The 16,595-nt window shown below is 70.4% G+C and carries 16 protein-coding genes; 8 read left to right on the forward strand and 8 right to left on the reverse strand.

All coding sequences use genetic code 11. The features are described 5' to 3' along the window. Positions 1-21: 21 nt before the first annotated feature. Complete coding sequence (locus NBY69_RS13565; protein ID WP_250301085.1) at positions 22-273, forward strand: hypothetical protein; 252 nt, start codon at positions 22-24, stop codon at positions 271-273. Positions 274-304: 31 nt separating this feature from the next. Here the strand turns inward: NBY69_RS13565 and NBY69_RS13570 are convergent, their stop codons facing one another. Beyond that, on the reverse strand, positions 305-943 hold the full coding sequence (locus tag NBY69_RS13570) for a hypothetical protein (RefSeq protein WP_250301086.1): 639 nt from the start codon (positions 941-943) through the stop codon (positions 305-307). A gap of 206 nt (positions 944-1,149) precedes the next feature. Beyond that, positions 1,150-3,381 (reverse strand): heavy metal translocating P-type ATPase, encoded by a 2,232-nt coding sequence (locus NBY69_RS13575; protein ID WP_250301352.1) that lies wholly within the window; start codon positions 3,379-3,381, stop codon positions 1,150-1,152. A gap of 223 nt (positions 3,382-3,604) precedes the next feature. Here NBY69_RS13575 and NBY69_RS13580 point away from each other — a divergent pair, with 223 nt between their 5' ends. Then, a complete protein-coding gene (locus NBY69_RS13580; protein WP_250301087.1) occupies positions 3,605-4,294 on the forward strand; it encodes a copper homeostasis protein CutC in 690 nt (229 codons plus the stop codon). 180 nt (positions 4,295-4,474) lie between these two features. On the opposite strand, the gene NBY69_RS13585 is transcribed toward NBY69_RS13580, so the two are convergent. Continuing rightward, positions 4,475-6,598 carry a UvrD-helicase domain-containing protein gene (locus NBY69_RS13585; RefSeq protein WP_250301088.1) on the reverse strand — a complete coding sequence of 708 codons (2,124 nt, stop codon included), beginning with the start codon at positions 6,596-6,598 and terminating at the stop codon, positions 4,475-4,477. Positions 6,599-6,813: 215 nt separating this feature from the next. Next, on the reverse strand, positions 6,814-7,725 hold the full coding sequence (locus NBY69_RS13590) for an SDR family oxidoreductase (RefSeq protein WP_250301089.1): 912 nt from the start codon (positions 7,723-7,725) through the stop codon (positions 6,814-6,816). 218 nt (positions 7,726-7,943) lie between these two features. On the opposite strand from NBY69_RS13590, the gene NBY69_RS13595 reads away from it, so the two are divergent. Then, on the forward strand, positions 7,944-8,534 hold the full coding sequence (locus NBY69_RS13595; protein WP_250301090.1) for a TetR family transcriptional regulator: 591 nt from the start codon (positions 7,944-7,946) through the stop codon (positions 8,532-8,534). Between the two features lie 50 nt (positions 8,535-8,584). On the opposite strand, the gene NBY69_RS13600 is transcribed toward NBY69_RS13595, so the two are convergent. Beyond that, positions 8,585-9,514 (reverse strand): NADP-dependent oxidoreductase, encoded by a 930-nt coding sequence (locus NBY69_RS13600; protein ID WP_250301091.1) that lies wholly within the window; start codon positions 9,512-9,514, stop codon positions 8,585-8,587. A 93-nt stretch (positions 9,515-9,607) separates the two neighbouring features. Between NBY69_RS13600 and NBY69_RS13605 the strand changes: the two genes are divergently transcribed. After that, positions 9,608-10,177, forward strand: a complete 570-nt coding sequence (locus tag NBY69_RS13605; RefSeq protein WP_250301092.1) for a TetR/AcrR family transcriptional regulator — start codon at positions 9,608-9,610, stop codon at positions 10,175-10,177. A 57-nt stretch (positions 10,178-10,234) separates the two neighbouring features. On the opposite strand, the gene NBY69_RS13610 is transcribed toward NBY69_RS13605, so the two are convergent. Further along, positions 10,235-10,558, reverse strand: a complete 324-nt coding sequence (locus tag NBY69_RS13610; RefSeq protein WP_250301093.1) for a hypothetical protein — start codon at positions 10,556-10,558, stop codon at positions 10,235-10,237. 287 nt (positions 10,559-10,845) lie between these two features. Between NBY69_RS13610 and NBY69_RS13615 the strand changes: the two genes are divergently transcribed. After that, positions 10,846-11,001 (forward strand): hypothetical protein, encoded by a 156-nt coding sequence (locus NBY69_RS13615; RefSeq protein ID WP_250301094.1) that lies wholly within the window; start codon positions 10,846-10,848, stop codon positions 10,999-11,001. A gap of 155 nt (positions 11,002-11,156) precedes the next feature. On the opposite strand, the gene NBY69_RS13620 is transcribed toward NBY69_RS13615, so the two are convergent. Then, a complete protein-coding gene (locus tag NBY69_RS13620; protein WP_250301095.1) occupies positions 11,157-12,815 on the reverse strand; it encodes a DNA repair helicase XPB in 1,659 nt (552 codons plus the stop codon). 245 nt (positions 12,816-13,060) lie between these two features. Between NBY69_RS13620 and NBY69_RS13625 the strand changes: the two genes are divergently transcribed. From NBY69_RS13625 to NBY69_RS37625, 3 genes are all read left to right on the forward strand, one after another. Further along, positions 13,061-14,428 (forward strand): ATP/GTP-binding protein, encoded by a 1,368-nt coding sequence (locus NBY69_RS13625; RefSeq protein WP_250301096.1) that lies wholly within the window; start codon positions 13,061-13,063, stop codon positions 14,426-14,428. Further along, positions 14,373-15,002: an RloB family protein gene (locus NBY69_RS13630; protein ID WP_250301097.1), complete on the forward strand. Its 630-nt coding sequence runs from the start codon at positions 14,373-14,375 to the stop codon at positions 15,000-15,002. The genes NBY69_RS13625 and NBY69_RS13630 overlap by 56 nt, the downstream gene beginning before the upstream one ends. Positions 15,003-15,173: 171 nt before the next feature. Continuing rightward, positions 15,174-15,938: a VanZ family protein gene (locus NBY69_RS37625; protein WP_374211271.1), complete on the forward strand. Its 765-nt coding sequence runs from the start codon at positions 15,174-15,176 to the stop codon at positions 15,936-15,938. A 77-nt stretch (positions 15,939-16,015) separates the two neighbouring features. Here NBY69_RS37625 and NBY69_RS13640 read toward each other — a convergent pair whose 3' ends face one another. Next, complete coding sequence (locus NBY69_RS13640; RefSeq protein WP_250301098.1) at positions 16,016-16,405, reverse strand: peptidase inhibitor family I36 protein; 390 nt, start codon at positions 16,403-16,405, stop codon at positions 16,016-16,018. Between the last annotated feature and the right edge of the window lie 190 nt (positions 16,406-16,595).

Below are 16,595 nucleotides of genomic sequence, written 5' to 3' on the forward strand. Positions count from 1 at the left end.
GAGTTGGGGGAGGAGAGAGTCATGACGGTGAGCACAGACGCCCAGGAGGCGGACGGCGGGCCGGTGCACGGCTCGTACGTCATGGACACCCGGCGCGAGAAGGTCGGCGAGGTCATCGGGCGCGACGGCGCTTTCGTACGCCTCCGCCCGCCGGCGGGCGGTCCGGAGTGGATCTGCCCGGCGGCTTTCCTGCGGGTGACTACTGCGCGTGAGCAACTCGTCGCACGGAACGCGCTGGCGAACGCGCGCAGCCGGGGCGAGGTCTGCCGCTGAGGGTGGGCCGGACCGCCCCGCCGCCCGGCTCTCAGAGGGTGAGCAGCTCCAGTTCCGTGGCCAGGTTCTGGCGCGCCCGCGTCTCCCACACCGCCCGCCCGTGGGCCGTACGGAACAGGGCGGGCAGCCCGAGCAGTTCGCGCAGCACCGCAGCGCGCCCTTCGCGGAACGCCTCGTCGGGGACGAACGCGTACTCCTCCCGGACGGCAGCCGCGTAGGCCGCGTACGCCGCGGGGGCCGTGCCCAGGATGGCCAGGTCCGCGTCGCAGAGCACCTCGCCGTTGGTGTCGCCGGGCTGCGGATCGTGGCCCACGGTCAGCCTGACCAGCCGGGCCACCTCCTCCGTACGGTCCACCGGGACCGCCGCCTCGGCGAGCGCCCGCTCGGCCAGCTGCGCGCTGCGCTCCTCGTTCTCCGAACGGTCGGGGCGGTACACGGCGTCGTGGAACCAGGCGGCGAGCCGTACGACGGCCGGGTCGGCGGCGTGGTCGGCGAGGGTGTCGATGTGGTCGAGGACCGCGGTGAGGTGGGCGGTGGTGTGGTACTTGCGGTGCGGTTCGGCCCAGCGGGCGAGGAGGTTCTCGGCGTACGGGGCCGGGTCGGGGGTGGTGGCGCCGTCGCGGGCTGCGGTGAGGGTGTGGTGCCAGTGGGTGCGGAGGTCTTCGGGCATCTGGCCATTGTGAGGGTGCGGGTTGCGGTGCGGGTGCGGGTGCGGGTGCCGGTGCGGGTGTGCTGGTGCGGTGCGGTGCGGGCCGTTGCCGGGGCTCCGCCCCGGACCCCGCTCCTCAATCGCCGGAGGGGCTTGAGCGGCTCGCCCGGCCGGGCAGAACGAAATCGCCGGAGGGGCTTGATTTCCAAGCCCCTCCGGTAGAGCGGTCAGGCCTGGGCCTTGAACCCCCGCAGCCGCAGGCTGTTGCCCACCACGAAGACCGACGAGAAGGCCATCGCCGCCCCCGCGATCATCGGGTTCAGCAGCCCCGCCGCCGCCAGTGGAAGCGCCGCGACGTTGTACGCGAAGGCCCAGAACAGGTTCGACCGGATCGTGCCCAGGGTCCGCCGCGCCAGCCTGATCGCGTCGGCCGCCGCCCGCAGGTCGCCGCGGACCAGGGTCAGGTCGCCCGCCTCGATCGCGGCGTCCGTGCCGGTTCCCATGGCCAGGCCCAGGTCGGCCTGGGCGAGAGCCGCCGCGTCGTTGACGCCGTCGCCGACCATCGCGACCGCCCGGCCCGCGGCCTGGAGCCGCTTGACCACGTCGACCTTGTCCTGCGGGAGGACTTCCGCGTACACCTCGTCGATGCCGACCTGGGCCGCCACGGACTCGGCCACCGCCTTGTTGTCACCGGTCAGGAGGATCGGGGTGAGCCCCAGGGCGCGCAGCCGCTGTACGGCCTCCGCACTGGTCTCCTTCACCGCGTCGGCGACTTCGAGTACCGCCCGCGCCTCGCCGTCCCAGGCCACCGCGATAGCCGTACGCCCTGCGGCCTCGGCTTCCGCCTTGAGCTGTGCCAGCTCCGCGGGCAGCGTGATCGCCCACTCGCCGAGCAGCTTCTCCCGGCCCACCAGTACCGCGTGGCCGTCCACCACGCCCTGCACGCCGAGCCCGGCGAGGTTGACGAAGTCCTCGGGGGTGGGCAGCGCGCCGACCCGCTCGGTCGCACCGGCTGCCACCGCCTGGGCGATCGGGTGCTCGGACGCGTGCTCCAGGGCGCCTGCCAGCCGCAGGACCTCCGCCTCGTCGGTGGAGGCGGCCGGGTGCACGGCGAGCAGGGTCATCCGGCCCGTCGTCACGGTGCCCGTCTTGTCGAGCACGATGGTGTCCACGCGGTGCGTCGACTCCAGTACCTCAGGGCCCTTGATCAGGATGCCGAGCTGCGCCCCGCGTCCCGTACCGACCATCAGCGCGGTCGGCGTGGCCAGGCCCAGGGCGCACGGGCAGGCGATGATCAGTACGGCCACGGCTGCGGTGAAGGCGGCCGTCGGGTCGCCGGTGACCAGCAGCCAGCCGGCCAGCGTGGCCAGCGCGAGGGCGATGACGACCGGCACGAAGACCGCCGAGATGCGGTCGGCGAGCCGCTGGGCCGCCGCCTTGCCGTTCTGGGCGTCCTCGACGAGCCGGGCCATTCGGGACAGCTGGGTGTCGGCCCCGACGCGGGTCGCCTCGACGACCAGGCGTCCGCCCGCGTTGAGGGTGGCGCCGGTGACCGGGTCGCCCGGGGCGACCTCCACGGGTACGGACTCGCCGGTGAGCATCGAGGCGTCCACGGCGGACGAACCCTCGATCACCCGGCCGTCGGTGGCGATCTTCTCGCCGGGGCGGACCAGGAAGTGGTCACCGGGCTTCAGATCGGCGACGGGGATCCGGACCTCGGCCGGGCCGCGCAGGACCGTGACCTCCTTGGCGCCCAGTTCCAGCAGCGCCCGGAGCGCGGCGCCCGCCTTGCGCTTGGAGCGGGCCTCGAAGTACCGGCCGGCCAGGATGAACGTCGTCACGCCCGCGGCGGCTTCGAGGTAGATGTTGCCCGCGCCGTCGCTGCGCCCGATGGTCAGCTCGAACGGGTGGGTCATGCCGGTCATCCCGGCCGTACCGAAGAACAGGGCCCACAGCGACCAGCCGAACGCGGCGAGCGTGCCGACCGAGATGAGCGTGTCCATGGTGGCGGCGCCGTGCCGCAGATTGGTCCAGGCGGCGCGGTGGAAGGGCAGCGCGCCCCAGACGACGACCGGCGCGGCGAGGGTGAGGGACAGCCACTGCCAGTTGTCGAACTGCAGCGCGGGGATCATCGCGAGCAGCACGACCGGCAGGCTGAGCAGCGCGGAGACCAGCAGACGCTGCCGGAGCGCGGCCAGCTTGGGATCGGCGGCCCCGGCCCCTTCGGCTCCCTCGGGACCCGACTCCGTACCCCGGTCGGTTACCGGTGCGGGTGCCGGGGGCTCCGGTTCGGCGGCCGTGTAGCCGGTCTTCTCGACCGTGGCGATCAGGTCGGAGACGTCCACGCCCTCCCCGAAGGAGACGCGTGCCTTCTCCGTCGCATAGTTGACGGTGGCCTCGACCCCGTCCATGCGGTTGAGTTTCTTCTCGATACGGGCCGCGCACGAGGCGCAGGTCATCCCCCCGATGGCGAGCTCGACCTGGGTTCCTGTCGGTGCCGACACGGTCTCCTCCTCGGGATCCTGGAGTCATACCCATGGGGGGTATCTCTTCCTTCATGTATACCCCCCAAGGGTATGGGATGCAAGGGACGCCCGTTGACAGTGCAAGCTGCGGAGACAGGAATCAGGACCGTAGGCTGTCTATTGGACTAGACCTATGGCTCACGAAGATGGGGATTTGATGAGCAACCGTGCAGTTCTGGAGGTGATCGCGCTCTCCGCCGAGGACGCGGTCGCCGCCCAGACCGGTGGTGCCGACCGCCTTGAGCTGGTCACCGACATGGCAGCCGATGGGCTGACGCCGACCCGCGAGACGTTCGCGGCGATCCGCGCGGCCGTCGACATCCCGCTGCGCGTGATGCTGCGCCTGGCGGACGGGTTCGCCGCCGGGGACGTCGACGCGCTCGTGGAGCAGGTGCGGACGCTGCGCGGCGAGGGCGCCGACCAGTTCGTACTCGGCTTCCTGGACGCCGACGGCAACCCCGACCTGGTCGCGGTCGAGCGGCTCGTCGCGGAGTTCGAAGGCTGCCCGTGGACCTTCCACCGGGCCATCGACCGCGCGGCCGACCGCGACGCGCTCCGCAAGGAACTCGCCGCGCTGCCCGGCCTCGACACCTACCTCACGGCGGGCTCCCCGTCCGGTGTGTCCGACGGGATGCCCACGCTGCTCGCGGAGGCGGCGCGCGCGGGAGAGCCCGGGTACGAGGCGCGGATGCTGGTGGGCGGCGGGCTCCGGCTCGGCCACCTGCCGGAGCTGCGGGCGGCCGGGATCGACGCGTTCCACATCGGCGGGGCGGCCCGGCCGTCCGGGTGGTCACTGCCGGTCGACGCGGACGCGGTACGGGAGTGGCGGGCAGCGCTGGACGCCTGAGGCCCGCCCGGCAGTACAGCCCCTGAGGCTGCTGGGTGACCTCTGAGGCTGCCGCACCTTCCGGCCCGGCCGGGCCGGAAGGTGGCCGCAGTTCTTCAGACGGTCCGTACGCGGGCGGGGTTCACGGCCCTGGGGTGCACAGTGCTGAGGTTCATAGCACTGAGTTCATAGCGCTGGGACTCACAGTGCGCCGAGCTGCTCCGGCAGCTCCGTCGCGTGCGTCACGATCAGGCCGGACACCGCCCGGGTGAGGGCGACGTACAGGCGGCGCAGGCCGGTCCGTTCGTCGGGTTCGCCGTCGACCACGGCGGACGGCTCGTCCAGTACCACGTAGTCGTACTCCAGGCCCTTGGCGAGCGACGCGGGCACCAGGGTCAGCCGGGACTCGGCGCTGGTCTCCTCACCGGGGTCGAGATACGCGAGCCCCGCCGCCGTCAGCGCCTCCGCCAGCGCGGGGATGCGCGCGTCGGCGGCGATCAGGCCGGTCGAGCCCTCGTGGCGCAGCGAGTCCCGGCAGGCGGTGACGGCCGCCGCGTCCAGGTCCGCCGTCGGCCGCACCTCCAGCGAGCCGGGGTTCTCCCGTACGGAGGAGACCGGCGCCAGCCCCGGCGACATGTGCGGCAGCAGCCGGGACGCGTACGCGATGACCTCGCGCGGCACGCGGAAACCGGCCGTCAGCTCCTCCACGTGCGCGTCGCCCTTGCCCAGATGCCGCAGCGCCTCGTCCCAACTCGACGTCGCCCAGGGCGTGGTGCCCTGCGCGAGGTCGCCGAGGACCGTCGCCGAACCGGTCGTGCAGCGGCGGCCCACCGCGCGGTACTGCATGGGGGAGAGGTCCTGGGCCTCGTCGAGCACGACATGGCCCAGCGAGTGCGTACGGGTGACCAGGTCGGTCGCCTCGTCGATCAGTACGGCGTCCGCGAGCGACCACTTGGCGGACTTCACCGACCGGGCGGGCTTCACCCAGAGGATCGTCTTCTGTTCCTCGTCGGTCAGGATGCCCTCCGCGTGCGCGGCCAGGAACTCCGCGTCGGAGAGCAGCCGCAGCACCAGCTTGGCCGGATCGACCTGCGGCCAGGCCGACTTGACGACGGCCTTCACGGCGGGGTTACGGGCCACCGCGTTCTGCACCCGGTCGTCGGGGGCCTCTCCCGCCTCCTCCATCCGTACGAGCACGGCGTGCGCGATGCGCTGCGGGAGGGCGTCGTGGGCGGCGCCGTACCGGATGTCGCGGGCCAGCAACTCGCGCACCATCTCTTCGAGTTCGTACACCGGTACGCGCCAGCGGCGGGAACCCCGGACGACCACGGCGGGCTCGGTCGGCACGGTCACGTGCGAGCGCAGGGCCCGGCGCAGCACCTCCGCCATCCGGGCGTCGCCCTTGATCACGGCGGCGTCGGCGGCGTCCGCCCCCTTGACCTCGACGGCCGTCACGAGGCTGTCGACCGTCGCCTGCTTGACGTCCAACTCACCCAGCGCGGGCAGCACTTGCTCGATGTAGTGCAGGAATGACTTGTTCGGCCCGATGACCAGGGTGCCGGTGCGGGCGAGCCGCTCGCGGTGCGCGTACAGCAGATACGCGACCCGGTGCAGGCCGACGGCGGTCTTCCCGGTGCCGGGCCCGCCCTGCACGCAGACGGTGCCGCCGAGGTCCGACCGTACGATCTCGTCCTGCTCCGGCTGGATCGTCGCCACGATGTCCCGCATCGGTCCGACGCGGGGCCGCTCGATCTCGGCCTGGAGCAGCTTGCTGGTCTGCTGGTCGCCGACGGCCGGGGAGGTGAGGTGCTCGTCCTCGTACGCCGTGAGGTCACCGGCGGTGTAGCCGAAACGGCGCCGCAGCCCGATGTCCATGGGGTTCTTGGCCGACGCCCGGTAGAAGGGCTGGGAGACCGGCGCGCGCCAGTCGATCACCATCGGGTCGCCGTCGGCGTCGTGCACATGGCGCCGGCCGATGTAGAAGCGCTCCCCCTCGGCTCCTTCGGCGAGGTCGGCGCCGGGGGTGTGCAGGTAGTCGAGCCGCCCGAAGAAGAGCGGGGTGTGGGCGAGATCGGCGAGCGCCTTGATGCGTTCATCCATCTGTGCGGAGAGGACCGCCGCGTTGACCCAGTTCGCCGTGACGTCGCGGATGTCGAGCCCTTCGACGTCCTCGCGCATCGCCCGCAGGGCCGCGCGCGAACCGGTGAGGTGGGCGCGTTCGCGTGCGAGCGGATCGTCGGGGGCGCCGTCGCGGGGGGCCGGTGCGTGTGTGAGTGCGCTGTCGTGCGGATCGTCGGGGGTGTCCTGCGGGACGTGCGTGGGCACGGTGTTGCCTCCGGGCGGGTACGGCTGATCACGGCGTGGCAGCCTCCGGTTCCGGCCGGACGGCGACGCTCCCTGGGGGAGGCGGGGAAGGGGCGATTGTAGTCACCGGGCAGGGGTGGGGGCGAACGGATTTCGCCGGAGCCCCGCCGTCCGGAACGGCGTGCGGAACGGCGTGCGGAACGCCGTCCGGAACGCCGTCCGGAACGGCGTGCGGGTCAGGAGGCCGGTGCGGCCAGGTAGTCGCCGTACTCCAGGTCTTCGAGCAGGGTCGGGTTGGTGGGCGACCAGCCGAGCAGCTCCTGTGTGTGAGCGCTGGAGACGGGCGCGTCGAAGCCGTAGACCGTGGCCATGAACGGGCTGACGTAGTGCCCGGCGGCCTCGTCGGGGGTCAGCGAGACCGTCGGCAGGTCCAGGCCCCGGGCGATCGTCTGCGCGATGCTCTTCATGGTGACGCCGCTCTCGGCCACTCCGTGCAGCACGCTGCCCGCCGGAGCCTGCTCCACTGCCAGGCGGAACAGGACCGCTGCGTCGAGCCGGTGGACCGCGGGCCACCGGTTGGTGCCGTCGCCGACGTGGGCCGAGACGCCGGTCTTCCGTGCGGTGGCGATCAGCATGGGGATGAAGCCGTGGTCCTGGGGGCCGTGCACGGTGGGAGCGAGGCGGACCACGCTCGCGCGTACTCCCCGGGTGGCGAAGTCCAGGCCGGCTCGCTCGCCCGCGATACGGAAGGCCGCGATCCCGGCCGTGTCGGGCTCGTCGTTCTCGGTGGTCTCCCGGCCGGCGGGCATGACCAGCGTGCCCGAGGTGATGACGAGCGGCTTGCCCGAGTGTTCCAACGGCCGTCCGAGGGCCTCGATCGCGGTCCGGTCGCGCCGCATCATGTCGTCGAGGTCGGAGAAGTCGCCGCCGTACGCCATGTGCAGGACGCCGTCGGCGGCCTCGGCGCCACGGCGCAGGCTGTCGTGGTCGTCCAGGGAGCCGCGGTGCGGTGTGGCGCCCAGCGACTCCAGCCGGGCGGCGGCGGCATCCGAGCGCGCCAGCCCGGTGACGTGGTGGCCTGCCGCGACGAGCTCGGCGACGACGGCGGGGCCGGTCTGGCCGGAACCGCCGGTGACGAAGATCTGCATGAACGCTCTCCCTGTGGATGTGTGCACCGGGGTGGCCGAACGGGTCCGGTGGCGGGTGAGGCGGTAACGGCCTGCCTTTCGAGGGCGGCGGCGCAGCGACGCGTCGCATGCGCGCCCTGGCAGCCACCGTCCCGGTAGCGCCAGTCACTGACGTTACGTAGCGCCAGTGACTGGCGTCAAGTAGTGCCAGTCACTGGCGTGTGCGGTATCTTCGAGGGATGCCGAGAAGCGGAGCAGAAGCGCGCAGCCGCCTCAAGCAGGCGGCTCTGGAGCTGTACCAGGAGCGCGGGTTCGACCGGACCACCACGGCCGAGATCGCCGCTCGGGCAGGCGTCAACGAGCGCACCTTCTTCCGGCACTTCCCGGACAAGCGCGAGGTGCTCTTCGACGGCGAGGCCGACCTGCGCGCCGCGCTGACGCAGGAGATCGCCGACGCCCCCGACGGCCTGCAGCCACTCGGTGTTCTGCTGTGCGCCTTCCGGAAAGCCGGACGCGTCCTTGAGGACAACCGCCCGTTCGCCGAGCCGCGGCTGGCGGTCATCGCCAGGACTCCGGTGCTCCGGGAGCGCGACCTGGCCAAGGGCGCGGCCCTCACCGAAGCCGTGGCGGAGGCGCTACGTCTGCGCCACGTCCCCGACCGGCTGGCCGACCTGGCCGCGCGCACCGGCTGGGCCACCTTCCACCACGCGGCGCAAGCCTGGATCGCCGACTCCGCGCGGAGCCTGGACGCACATGTCCTCCAGGCCTTCGACGATCTGCACACCCTCTCCGAGCCCGTCCCGCCGGCGCAGGAGCAGCCCGAAAGCTGACACCGCCGCGCCCCGGCGGCCGGGGCGCGGCGGTGCGGGTGGAGGCGTGGTCAGAGCGTGAGCAGGATCCTGCCGTGGGTGTGGCGTGCGGCTTGCAGCGCCACGGCGTCACGGATCTGCTCGACCGGGAAGGTCGCGGCGATGGGCACGGTGATCCGGCCGGCGAGGATCGCCCCGGTGATCCGGTCCAGGTCGGCCGGCCCGGCGTCGCTGCCCCCGGTCGCGCGCACGCCGCCGGGAGGGTTCGGGCCCGCGGCGATCGTGGAGATCCGCTCGGGCGGTACGCCGAGGGCGAGCGCGGCCCCGGCGGTCTCCGTGCCGAACAGGTCCGTCGCGGCGGTCACGCCGTCGGGAACCAGCGCCCGCACCCGGTCCGCGAGCCCCGGGCCGTACGTCACGGGCTCGGCGCCCAACTGCCGCAGGAAATCGAACGTGCCCTCCGAGGCGGTCCCGATCACTCTGGCGCCGGCGAGCTTCGCGAGCTGTACGGCGAACACGCCCACACCCCCGGCGGCGCCGCCGATCAGGACGGTGTCACCGGCCCGCAGGCCGATCGCCTGGAGAGCGGCGGCGGCGGTCAGTCCGGTCACCGGAAGCGTGGCAGCCACCTCGTCGCTGATGCCGTCCGGTGTGCGGTACAGCGCGTCGGGCGCCTGGGCCGGAGCCCCCACGACCAGGAAGTCGGCGGCGGCCTTCGCCATCGCTCCTCCGTAGACGCGATCACCCACGGCGAAGCCGTCGGCGCCGGGCCCGGCCTCGTCGACGACACCGGCGAATTCGTACCCGAAGCCGGCCGGCGCGGTGACGCCGAACATCGCCGCCGCCTCGGGCGACGAGGAGACGATCCAGTCCATCGGGTTCAGACCGGCGACCGACACGCGGACGCGCACTTCGCCCGGTCCGGCGTGCGGTTCCGGAACGTCCCGCAGCTCCAGCACCTCGGGGTCTCCGAACGTCTGATAGATGACGGCTCGACTCATGGGCGTACCTCCAGATGGACACACGGAACCGTGACGGCACTTGGTCCCATCACCGTACATGAGTGACGGGACCAAGTGCCGTAGGCTTTCCTCATGGCCCGCTGGCAACCCAACGCATCAGAGCGACTCGTTGTCGCCGCCGTCGAACTGTTCGAGGAGCGGGGCTACGAGCGCACGACGGTGATCGAGATCGCGGAGCGTGCGGGGCTGACGAAGAGCACCTTCTTCCGGCACTTCCAGGACAAGCGGGAAGTGCTCTTCGGCGGGCAAGCGGTGACCGGGCTGCTCGTCGAGGGGATCGTCGCGGCGCCCGCGAGCGCCACACCGTTCGAAGCCGTGATGCATGCCCTGGACACGGTCGGGAGGGAAGCCTTCACACCCGAGCGGCGTGAATTCACCGCCCGCAGGGGGGCGGTGATCGCCGCCAGTCCGGAACTGCGGGAACGCGAAGCGCTGAAGGGCCTCGGTCTTGTCGCGGCGATGACCGACGCGCTCAAGCGGCGCGGCGTTCCCGACCTGACGGCGTGCGTGGCCGCGGAACTGAGCGCGCTCGCTCTGAAGATCGCCCATGAGCGCTGGAGCGGCACCACGGACGGCGACGGCTTCGGTGAAGTCGCGCGGCAGGCGTTCGGTGATCTGCGGGCGGCCGGCGCCTTGTGCTGACGCGAGCGGAGCCGGTGTGGTGAACCGGGACGGCCCTCGACTCGGCCCGATGGCTGTCTACTTGTCGAAAACAAGCAGAATGTGGTCATCGTCCAGGTACTTGATATCGACCTCGCAGCCTTTCTGTACCTTCGGAAAGCGAACAGCGGAAATGGTGTCCCTGCCTTCCACGTGCCTGGTTGCACCGTCCTCCCGCCATGAAAGCCGGTATCTTATTTCGATGCTCCCGCTGTCATTCGAGCCGACGTGACGGACATCCTCCACCAGGGCCTTGATGTCTCGCCCCTGTGACATGATTTTTTGGGTGCGCTTGAAAAGGTGAACGATATAGGCGATGGGGGACGCGATGATAATGACGGATAGAGCGATAACGAAATTCATGAACGCATTCCTCGCGTGAACAGTTCCGTACTGGGAACCGGTGCCATGACTCGGACGGCCGCGGAACCGGGGCGCGGACGGCTTCCGGGTCCGCGCGGTCGGCTGTCGGGTCCGTGCAGCCGAGTGTCGGAGTCCCATGGGTGGACAGGGCGTGGCTCCTGTCCTCAGGTACCGGTCGGCCCATCCTCCCGTAGGGGATCGTATGGACCTTGAGTCGTAGGCGACGGCCCTTTACGTTCCGACCCCAGCCGGACGTTTCCGGAGGGCCGGAAAATCATCATGGAGCCATGACCACAGCAGCCAGCACTCAGGCCCGTACCGACGCCGCCCACCCCGTCCGCAGCACGATCCGCGCGGTCAAGGCGTTCGCCTCCGCCGTGTTCAGCGTCGTCATCCTCGGCGAGCACGACAGCGACGGACATGTGGTGACGCGCACGCGTTGACAGGCATACGTGACGCGCACGCGTTGACAGGGATACGTGACGCGCACGCGTTGACAGGGATACGTGACGCGCACGCGCTGACAGGCACAGGCTGACGCGCACGCGCACGTGCTCACACACGCGCACGGTGACGTGCACGCTCCGGCCGGTACGCCTCACGCAGCCCCGTCCCCCGACCCGCTCAGCAGATCGTCCGCGTCCACGATCCGGTACGCGTACCCCTGCTCGGCCAGGAACCGCTGGCGGTGCGCCGCGAAGTCCTGGTCGATCGTGTCCCTCGCCACCACCGAGTAGAAACGGGCCTCGTGCCCGTCCGCCTTCGGGCGCAGCACGCGTCCCAGCCGCTGTGCCTCCTCCTGGCGTGAGCCGAAGGTTCCCGAGACCTGGATCGCGACCGTCGCCTCGGGCAGGTCGATGGAGAAGTTCGCGACCTTCGAGACGACGAGCACGCTGATCTCGCCCTCGCGGAACGCGCCGAAGAGCTTCTCGCGCTGCGCGTTCGACGTCTCGCCCTTGATGACCGGCGCGTTCAGATGCTCGCCCAGTTCGTCGAGCTGGTCGATGTACTGGCCGATGACCAGGGTCTGCTCCCCCTGGTGCTTACGGACCAGCGCCTCCGTGACCTTCCGCTTGGTCGCGGTCGTCGCGCAGAAACGGTACTTCTCCTCCGCCTCGGCGGTGGCGTACGCGAGCCGCTCGGTGTCCGTCAGATTGACCCGGACCTCGACACAGTCGGCGGGCGCGATGTATCCCTGCGCCTCGATCTCCTTCCACGGCGCGTCGAACCGCTTGGGCCCGATCAGCGAGAAGACGTCCGACTCGCGGCCGTCCTCCCGTACGAGCGTCGCGGTGAGCCCGAGCCGGCGGCGGGCCTGGAGGTCGGCGGTGAACTTGAAGACGGGGGCGGGCAGCAGATGCACCTCGTCGTAGATGACCAGACCCCAGTCGCGCGAGTCGAAGAGCTCCAGGTGCGGGTAGACGCCCTTCCTGCGGGTCGTCAGCACCTGGTACGTCGCGATCGTGACCGGGCGGATCTCCTTCTTCGTACCGCTGTACTCACCGATCTCGTCCTCCGTGAGGGAGGTCCGCTTCACCAGCTCGTGCTTCCACTGGCGGGCCGAGACGGTGTTGGTGACCAGGATCAGCGTGGTCGCCTTGGCCTCGGCCATCGCACCGGCGCCGACCAGCGTCTTCCCCGCGCCACAGGGCAGGACGACGACGCCGGAGCCGCCGTGCCAGAAGTTCTCGACGGCCTGCTTCTGGTACGGGCGCAGGGTCCAGCCGTCCTCGGCCAGATCGATCTGGTGCGCCTCGCCGTCGACGTACCCGGCCAGGTCCTCGGCGGGCCAGCCCAGCTTCAGCAGCGTCTGCTTGATCTGCCCCCGCTCGGAGGGATGCACGGCGACCGTGTCCGGGTCGAGCCGCGCACCGACCAGCGGCGCGACCTTCTTCGAGCGCAGGATCTCCTCCAGGACCGGCCGGTCGGTCGAGGTGAGGACCAGCCCGTGCACCGGGTGCTTGGAGAGGGTGAGGCGGCCGTAGCGGGCCATGGTCTCGGCGACGTCCACGAGCAGCGCGTGCGGCACGGGATAGCGGGAGAACTCGACGAGCGCGTCCACGACCTGCTCGGCGTCGTGCCCGGCGGCACGGGCGTTCCACAGACCGAGCGGGGTCAGCCGGTAGGTATGGATGTGCTCCGGCGCACGCTCCAGCTCCGCGAACGGCGCGATGGCCCGGCGGCAGGCGTCGGCCTGCTCGTGGTCCACCTCCAAGAGCAAGGTTTTGTCGCTTTGGACGATGAGCGGTCCATTCACGCGGTGAGTCCCTTCGCGCAGTGAGGCCTTTCCGTACGGGCCAAACCACCAGTGTCGCGCATGGCGCGGTCGCCGCGCGGCTGAGTGCGGGGTGCGGTGGGCGTACCGGGCGCGGGAACTCGTCGGGGTGACGACCGGATCACACCCTGTGCAATGTCGTTGGAGTGGCAGTAGGGTCAAATTCTGACGCCAGGGCCGGTCTGACGACATGCCTCACGCCATCAATCAGTGCTTGGAGGACTGCCTTGCTGCTTCGGTTCCAGGTCACCAATCACGCGTCGTTGCGCGATGAGCAGGAGCTCTCACTGATCGCCGCCGACCGGCATCCGGACCGCGTCGAAACGGAGCTGCCGGGCACTGGCCATCGGGTGGTGCCGGTCGCCGTGGTCTACGGCACGAATGCCTCCGGAAAGTCGAATGTGATCGACGCCCTGCGGTGGATGCGCTCCGCTGTGCTGTCGTCCTTCCGTACGTGGGATCCCAGCGGGGGTGTCCCGCGCCGCCCCTTCGCGATGCGCCAGGACACCACGGCGCATCCGAGTGTGTTCGAGGCTGAATTCGCCCTCGACGGCGTGCGCCACGAGTTCGGCTTCTCCGTGGACGACGACCGGGTCATCGAGGAATGGCTCTTCTACTACCCCGAGGGGAGGCAACGCCGCCTGTACGAGCGCAAGGCGGGTGAGCCCATGATCTTCGGGCGCTGGCTGACCGGGCAGCGCAAGGTCATTGCGGAGCTGCTGCGGCCGAACAGTCTCTACCTGTCCGTAGCGGCGGCGCAGGGTCACAAGCAACTCGGCGCCGTCTACCGCTGGTTCCAGCAGAGCCTGCGAGTGGCCACCGACAACGACTTCGGGCAGCGCCTCGGCCACACCGTCAGCCTCTGCCTCGACGACAGGGGCCAGGGGGGCGGGGCACCCGTGATGGCTCTGCTCCGCTTCGCCGACCTCGGGGTGTCCGGCCTGGAGGTGGCAGAACCCGACGAAGCGGCTCGTGAGGAGTACCGGCGGATCACCCAGGCCGTCAGGGAAGTTCTCGGTGACAAGGGGCGGGTGCAGGAACAGATCCCGGCTCCGGTCCGGGTCGAACACACAACGGCGGACGGTGTCTTCCCGCTGGATCTCGCGGAGGAATCGAGCGGCACGCGCACCTGGATCGGGCTGATCGGCCCTGTTGTCACCGTGCTTTCCTCGGGGTCGGTGCTGTGCGTGGATGAACTGGACGCGCGCCTCCATCCCTACCTGGTGGATGCTCTGGTCGGAATGTTCCAATCACCCGAGGTGAACAGCAGGGGCGCGCAGCTGATTTTCAGTACGCATGAGGCGGCGCTTCTCGGCCGCAATGTGCGGACACAACTGTTCCGGGACCAGGTGTGGTTCACCGAGAAGGATCCGGCGACTCTGGCGACGAGGCTCTTCCCGATGACGGAATTCCGGGTGCGTGATTCTGCCGAGAACCTTGAGAAGCGCTATCTGACCGGGCGTTACGGCGCGGTGCCGTATTTGGACGACGATGCGCTGCGGGACATCGCCGCGGCGTTCCAGCTTGTTGGGGGCGGGCATGGGGCGGGGCAAGCCGCTGGGGCGGACGAAGGGCGCACGCCCGGAGCAGCGTAGGTTCCTGATCTACTCGGAGGGGGAGTGCACGGAGGACCAGTATTTCCGGGGGCTGCGCGGCGATCTGCGCGCGCTTCCGGTGAACATCCAGATCGGTGGGGTGCACGGGGAGCCCAAGTCGCTGGTCAGGGCTGCGATCGCACACAAGGAGCGCGCGGTCGCATCGGTTGCGGTCCGCTTCACCGCGTACGACGAGGTCTGGTGCGTGGTGGACGTCGAAGCGCCTCGCGCGCATGCGTCTCTGGACGAAGCGCTGTCGCTCGCGTCCCGCTCCGGAGTCCAAGTGGCGCTCACCAACCCGTGTTTCGAACTCTGGGTGTTGCTGCACTTCGCCCCGGTCACCGGGTACTGCACCTCGGGAGCGGTGCAGAAGGCCCTGGAAGGGCTGGGGAGTTGTGGCTATACGACGAGCCGCAAGCACCTGGACTACGAGCGTCTGCGCGACCGGCACGAGCAGGCGAGGGAACGGGCCGTGGAGCTGAGGCGGCGGGGTACGAACGGTCGATCGGTGAATCCGTGGACCGAGGTGGACCGGCTGGTGGACTTGTTGAAGGCGGCCCGCGCGAAACGCTGACGCCCGAAACGCTGACGCCCGAAACGTGCGGGGGAGGAGCGGCACTTTCCAACAGGCCCTGTGCCGCCGGAGGTTGCTCAAGGCGTGTCCCCGTAACGCGCGGGTACACGCTGACTCATGGACTCCGAACCGCGACTGCAACGACGGACATGGGGCTCGACCGTGATGCGCGTGCTCGTGCTGCTGGCCGGCTTCTTCTGCATGGTGGGGTTCGCGGTGGCGCTGGCGAAGGTGACGCTTGAGCCTTCTGCCGCCTCGGTGGACCTCACGCACACCAATCTGAAGCCCGGCGATTCGATCCGGACGTACGTCGACCAACCGGCGTTCCGCGACACGGTCAAGCAGATCGGCGGCAATCTGTTGCTCGGCGTGCCGTTCGGTGTGCTGCTGCCGGTGCTGATTCCCAAGGCGCGCGGGCTGCTGCGGGTGGTGCTGGTGACTGCCTTCGTGATGTTCCTCGTCGAGTCGGCGCAGGGGCTCTTCATCACCGGGCGGGCCTTCGACATCGACGACGTGATCCTGAACACGACGGGTGCGCTGATCGGTTACCTGCTGCTGGGGCGGCGGCTGGGACGTGCGCTGCACCCGCGGCGTACGCACTGGTGGCAGCGGTCGGGCGGGGTGGCTGCGGCTGGGCCGCCGGTGGCTGAGTCGAAGCCGAAGCCGAAGCCGTCGCCGACGCCGAGCCCGAAGCCGAGGTCGAGGCCGAAACGGGGTCCGAGTCCGAAGTCGAAACTGAAGGCGGTGCTGGCGGGGAGGCTGAAGTCCCAGCCGAAGAAATCCCAGTCGAAGAAATCCCAGTCAAAGTCTGTGGCCAGGAAGACTGCGGCCAAGAAAGCCTCGGCTGCGAAGGGTGCGGCCAAGAAGACCCCGGCCAAGAAGACCCCGGCCAAGAAGACCGCAGCCAAGCCTGCTGCCGGGACCTCCTCGCGTTGACGGGGTGCGGGCCGGGTGGAGGTCCCCCGCCGGTCCGCACTCCGTGTTCGTGGGGTCTGCCGTGACGGCTACCGCGGTTACTGCGGCTTGAAGGAGCGGATCTGGTAGCTCCCCTGGAGGTTGCCGCCGTGGCCGGCCGGGGTGGATCCGACCCGGTGGTTGTAGTTGGTGTTCGTGTAGTACTGAATGCGGTGGCCTGTCCCGTTCCACAGGGAGCGGACCTTCTCGCCCTTCTGGATGAACGGGCAGTCGTCGGCGGTGTTCGCCTTCTGCCGGGTCGTCCAATGGCAGTAGTGCCCGCTGCCGTTCCAACCGCTGTAGATGCAGAAGTTCCCCGGGCGGCAGTTGTAGGAAGCGCTCGGGCTGTGGACGGTGGGGGACCGGACTTCCGCGGTCGCGGTGGGTCCGGTGCAGAGGCTGACGGCCGCGGCGATCGAGACGAGGCCGAGCGTGGCGATGCGGTTCATGGAGAAACCCCTTTTCCGTGATCCTGATCACCAGCAGCGTGGCATGCCGACAACTTGCCCGGAAAGGGGCGAATCGGGAGCGAATCAGGGGCGCCCGAAGCGCGCGCCCGGGGCCCGAAGCGCGTGTCCCGGACCCGGAACGCATCGCCGTACCCCGGCGTGATCTCGGCGGGCCGGGCCCTCGCCTCTG

It is taken from the genome of Streptomyces sp. A 4/2, assembly GCF_940670765.1.
GTDB lineage: Bacteria > Actinomycetota > Actinomycetes > Streptomycetales > Streptomycetaceae > Streptomyces.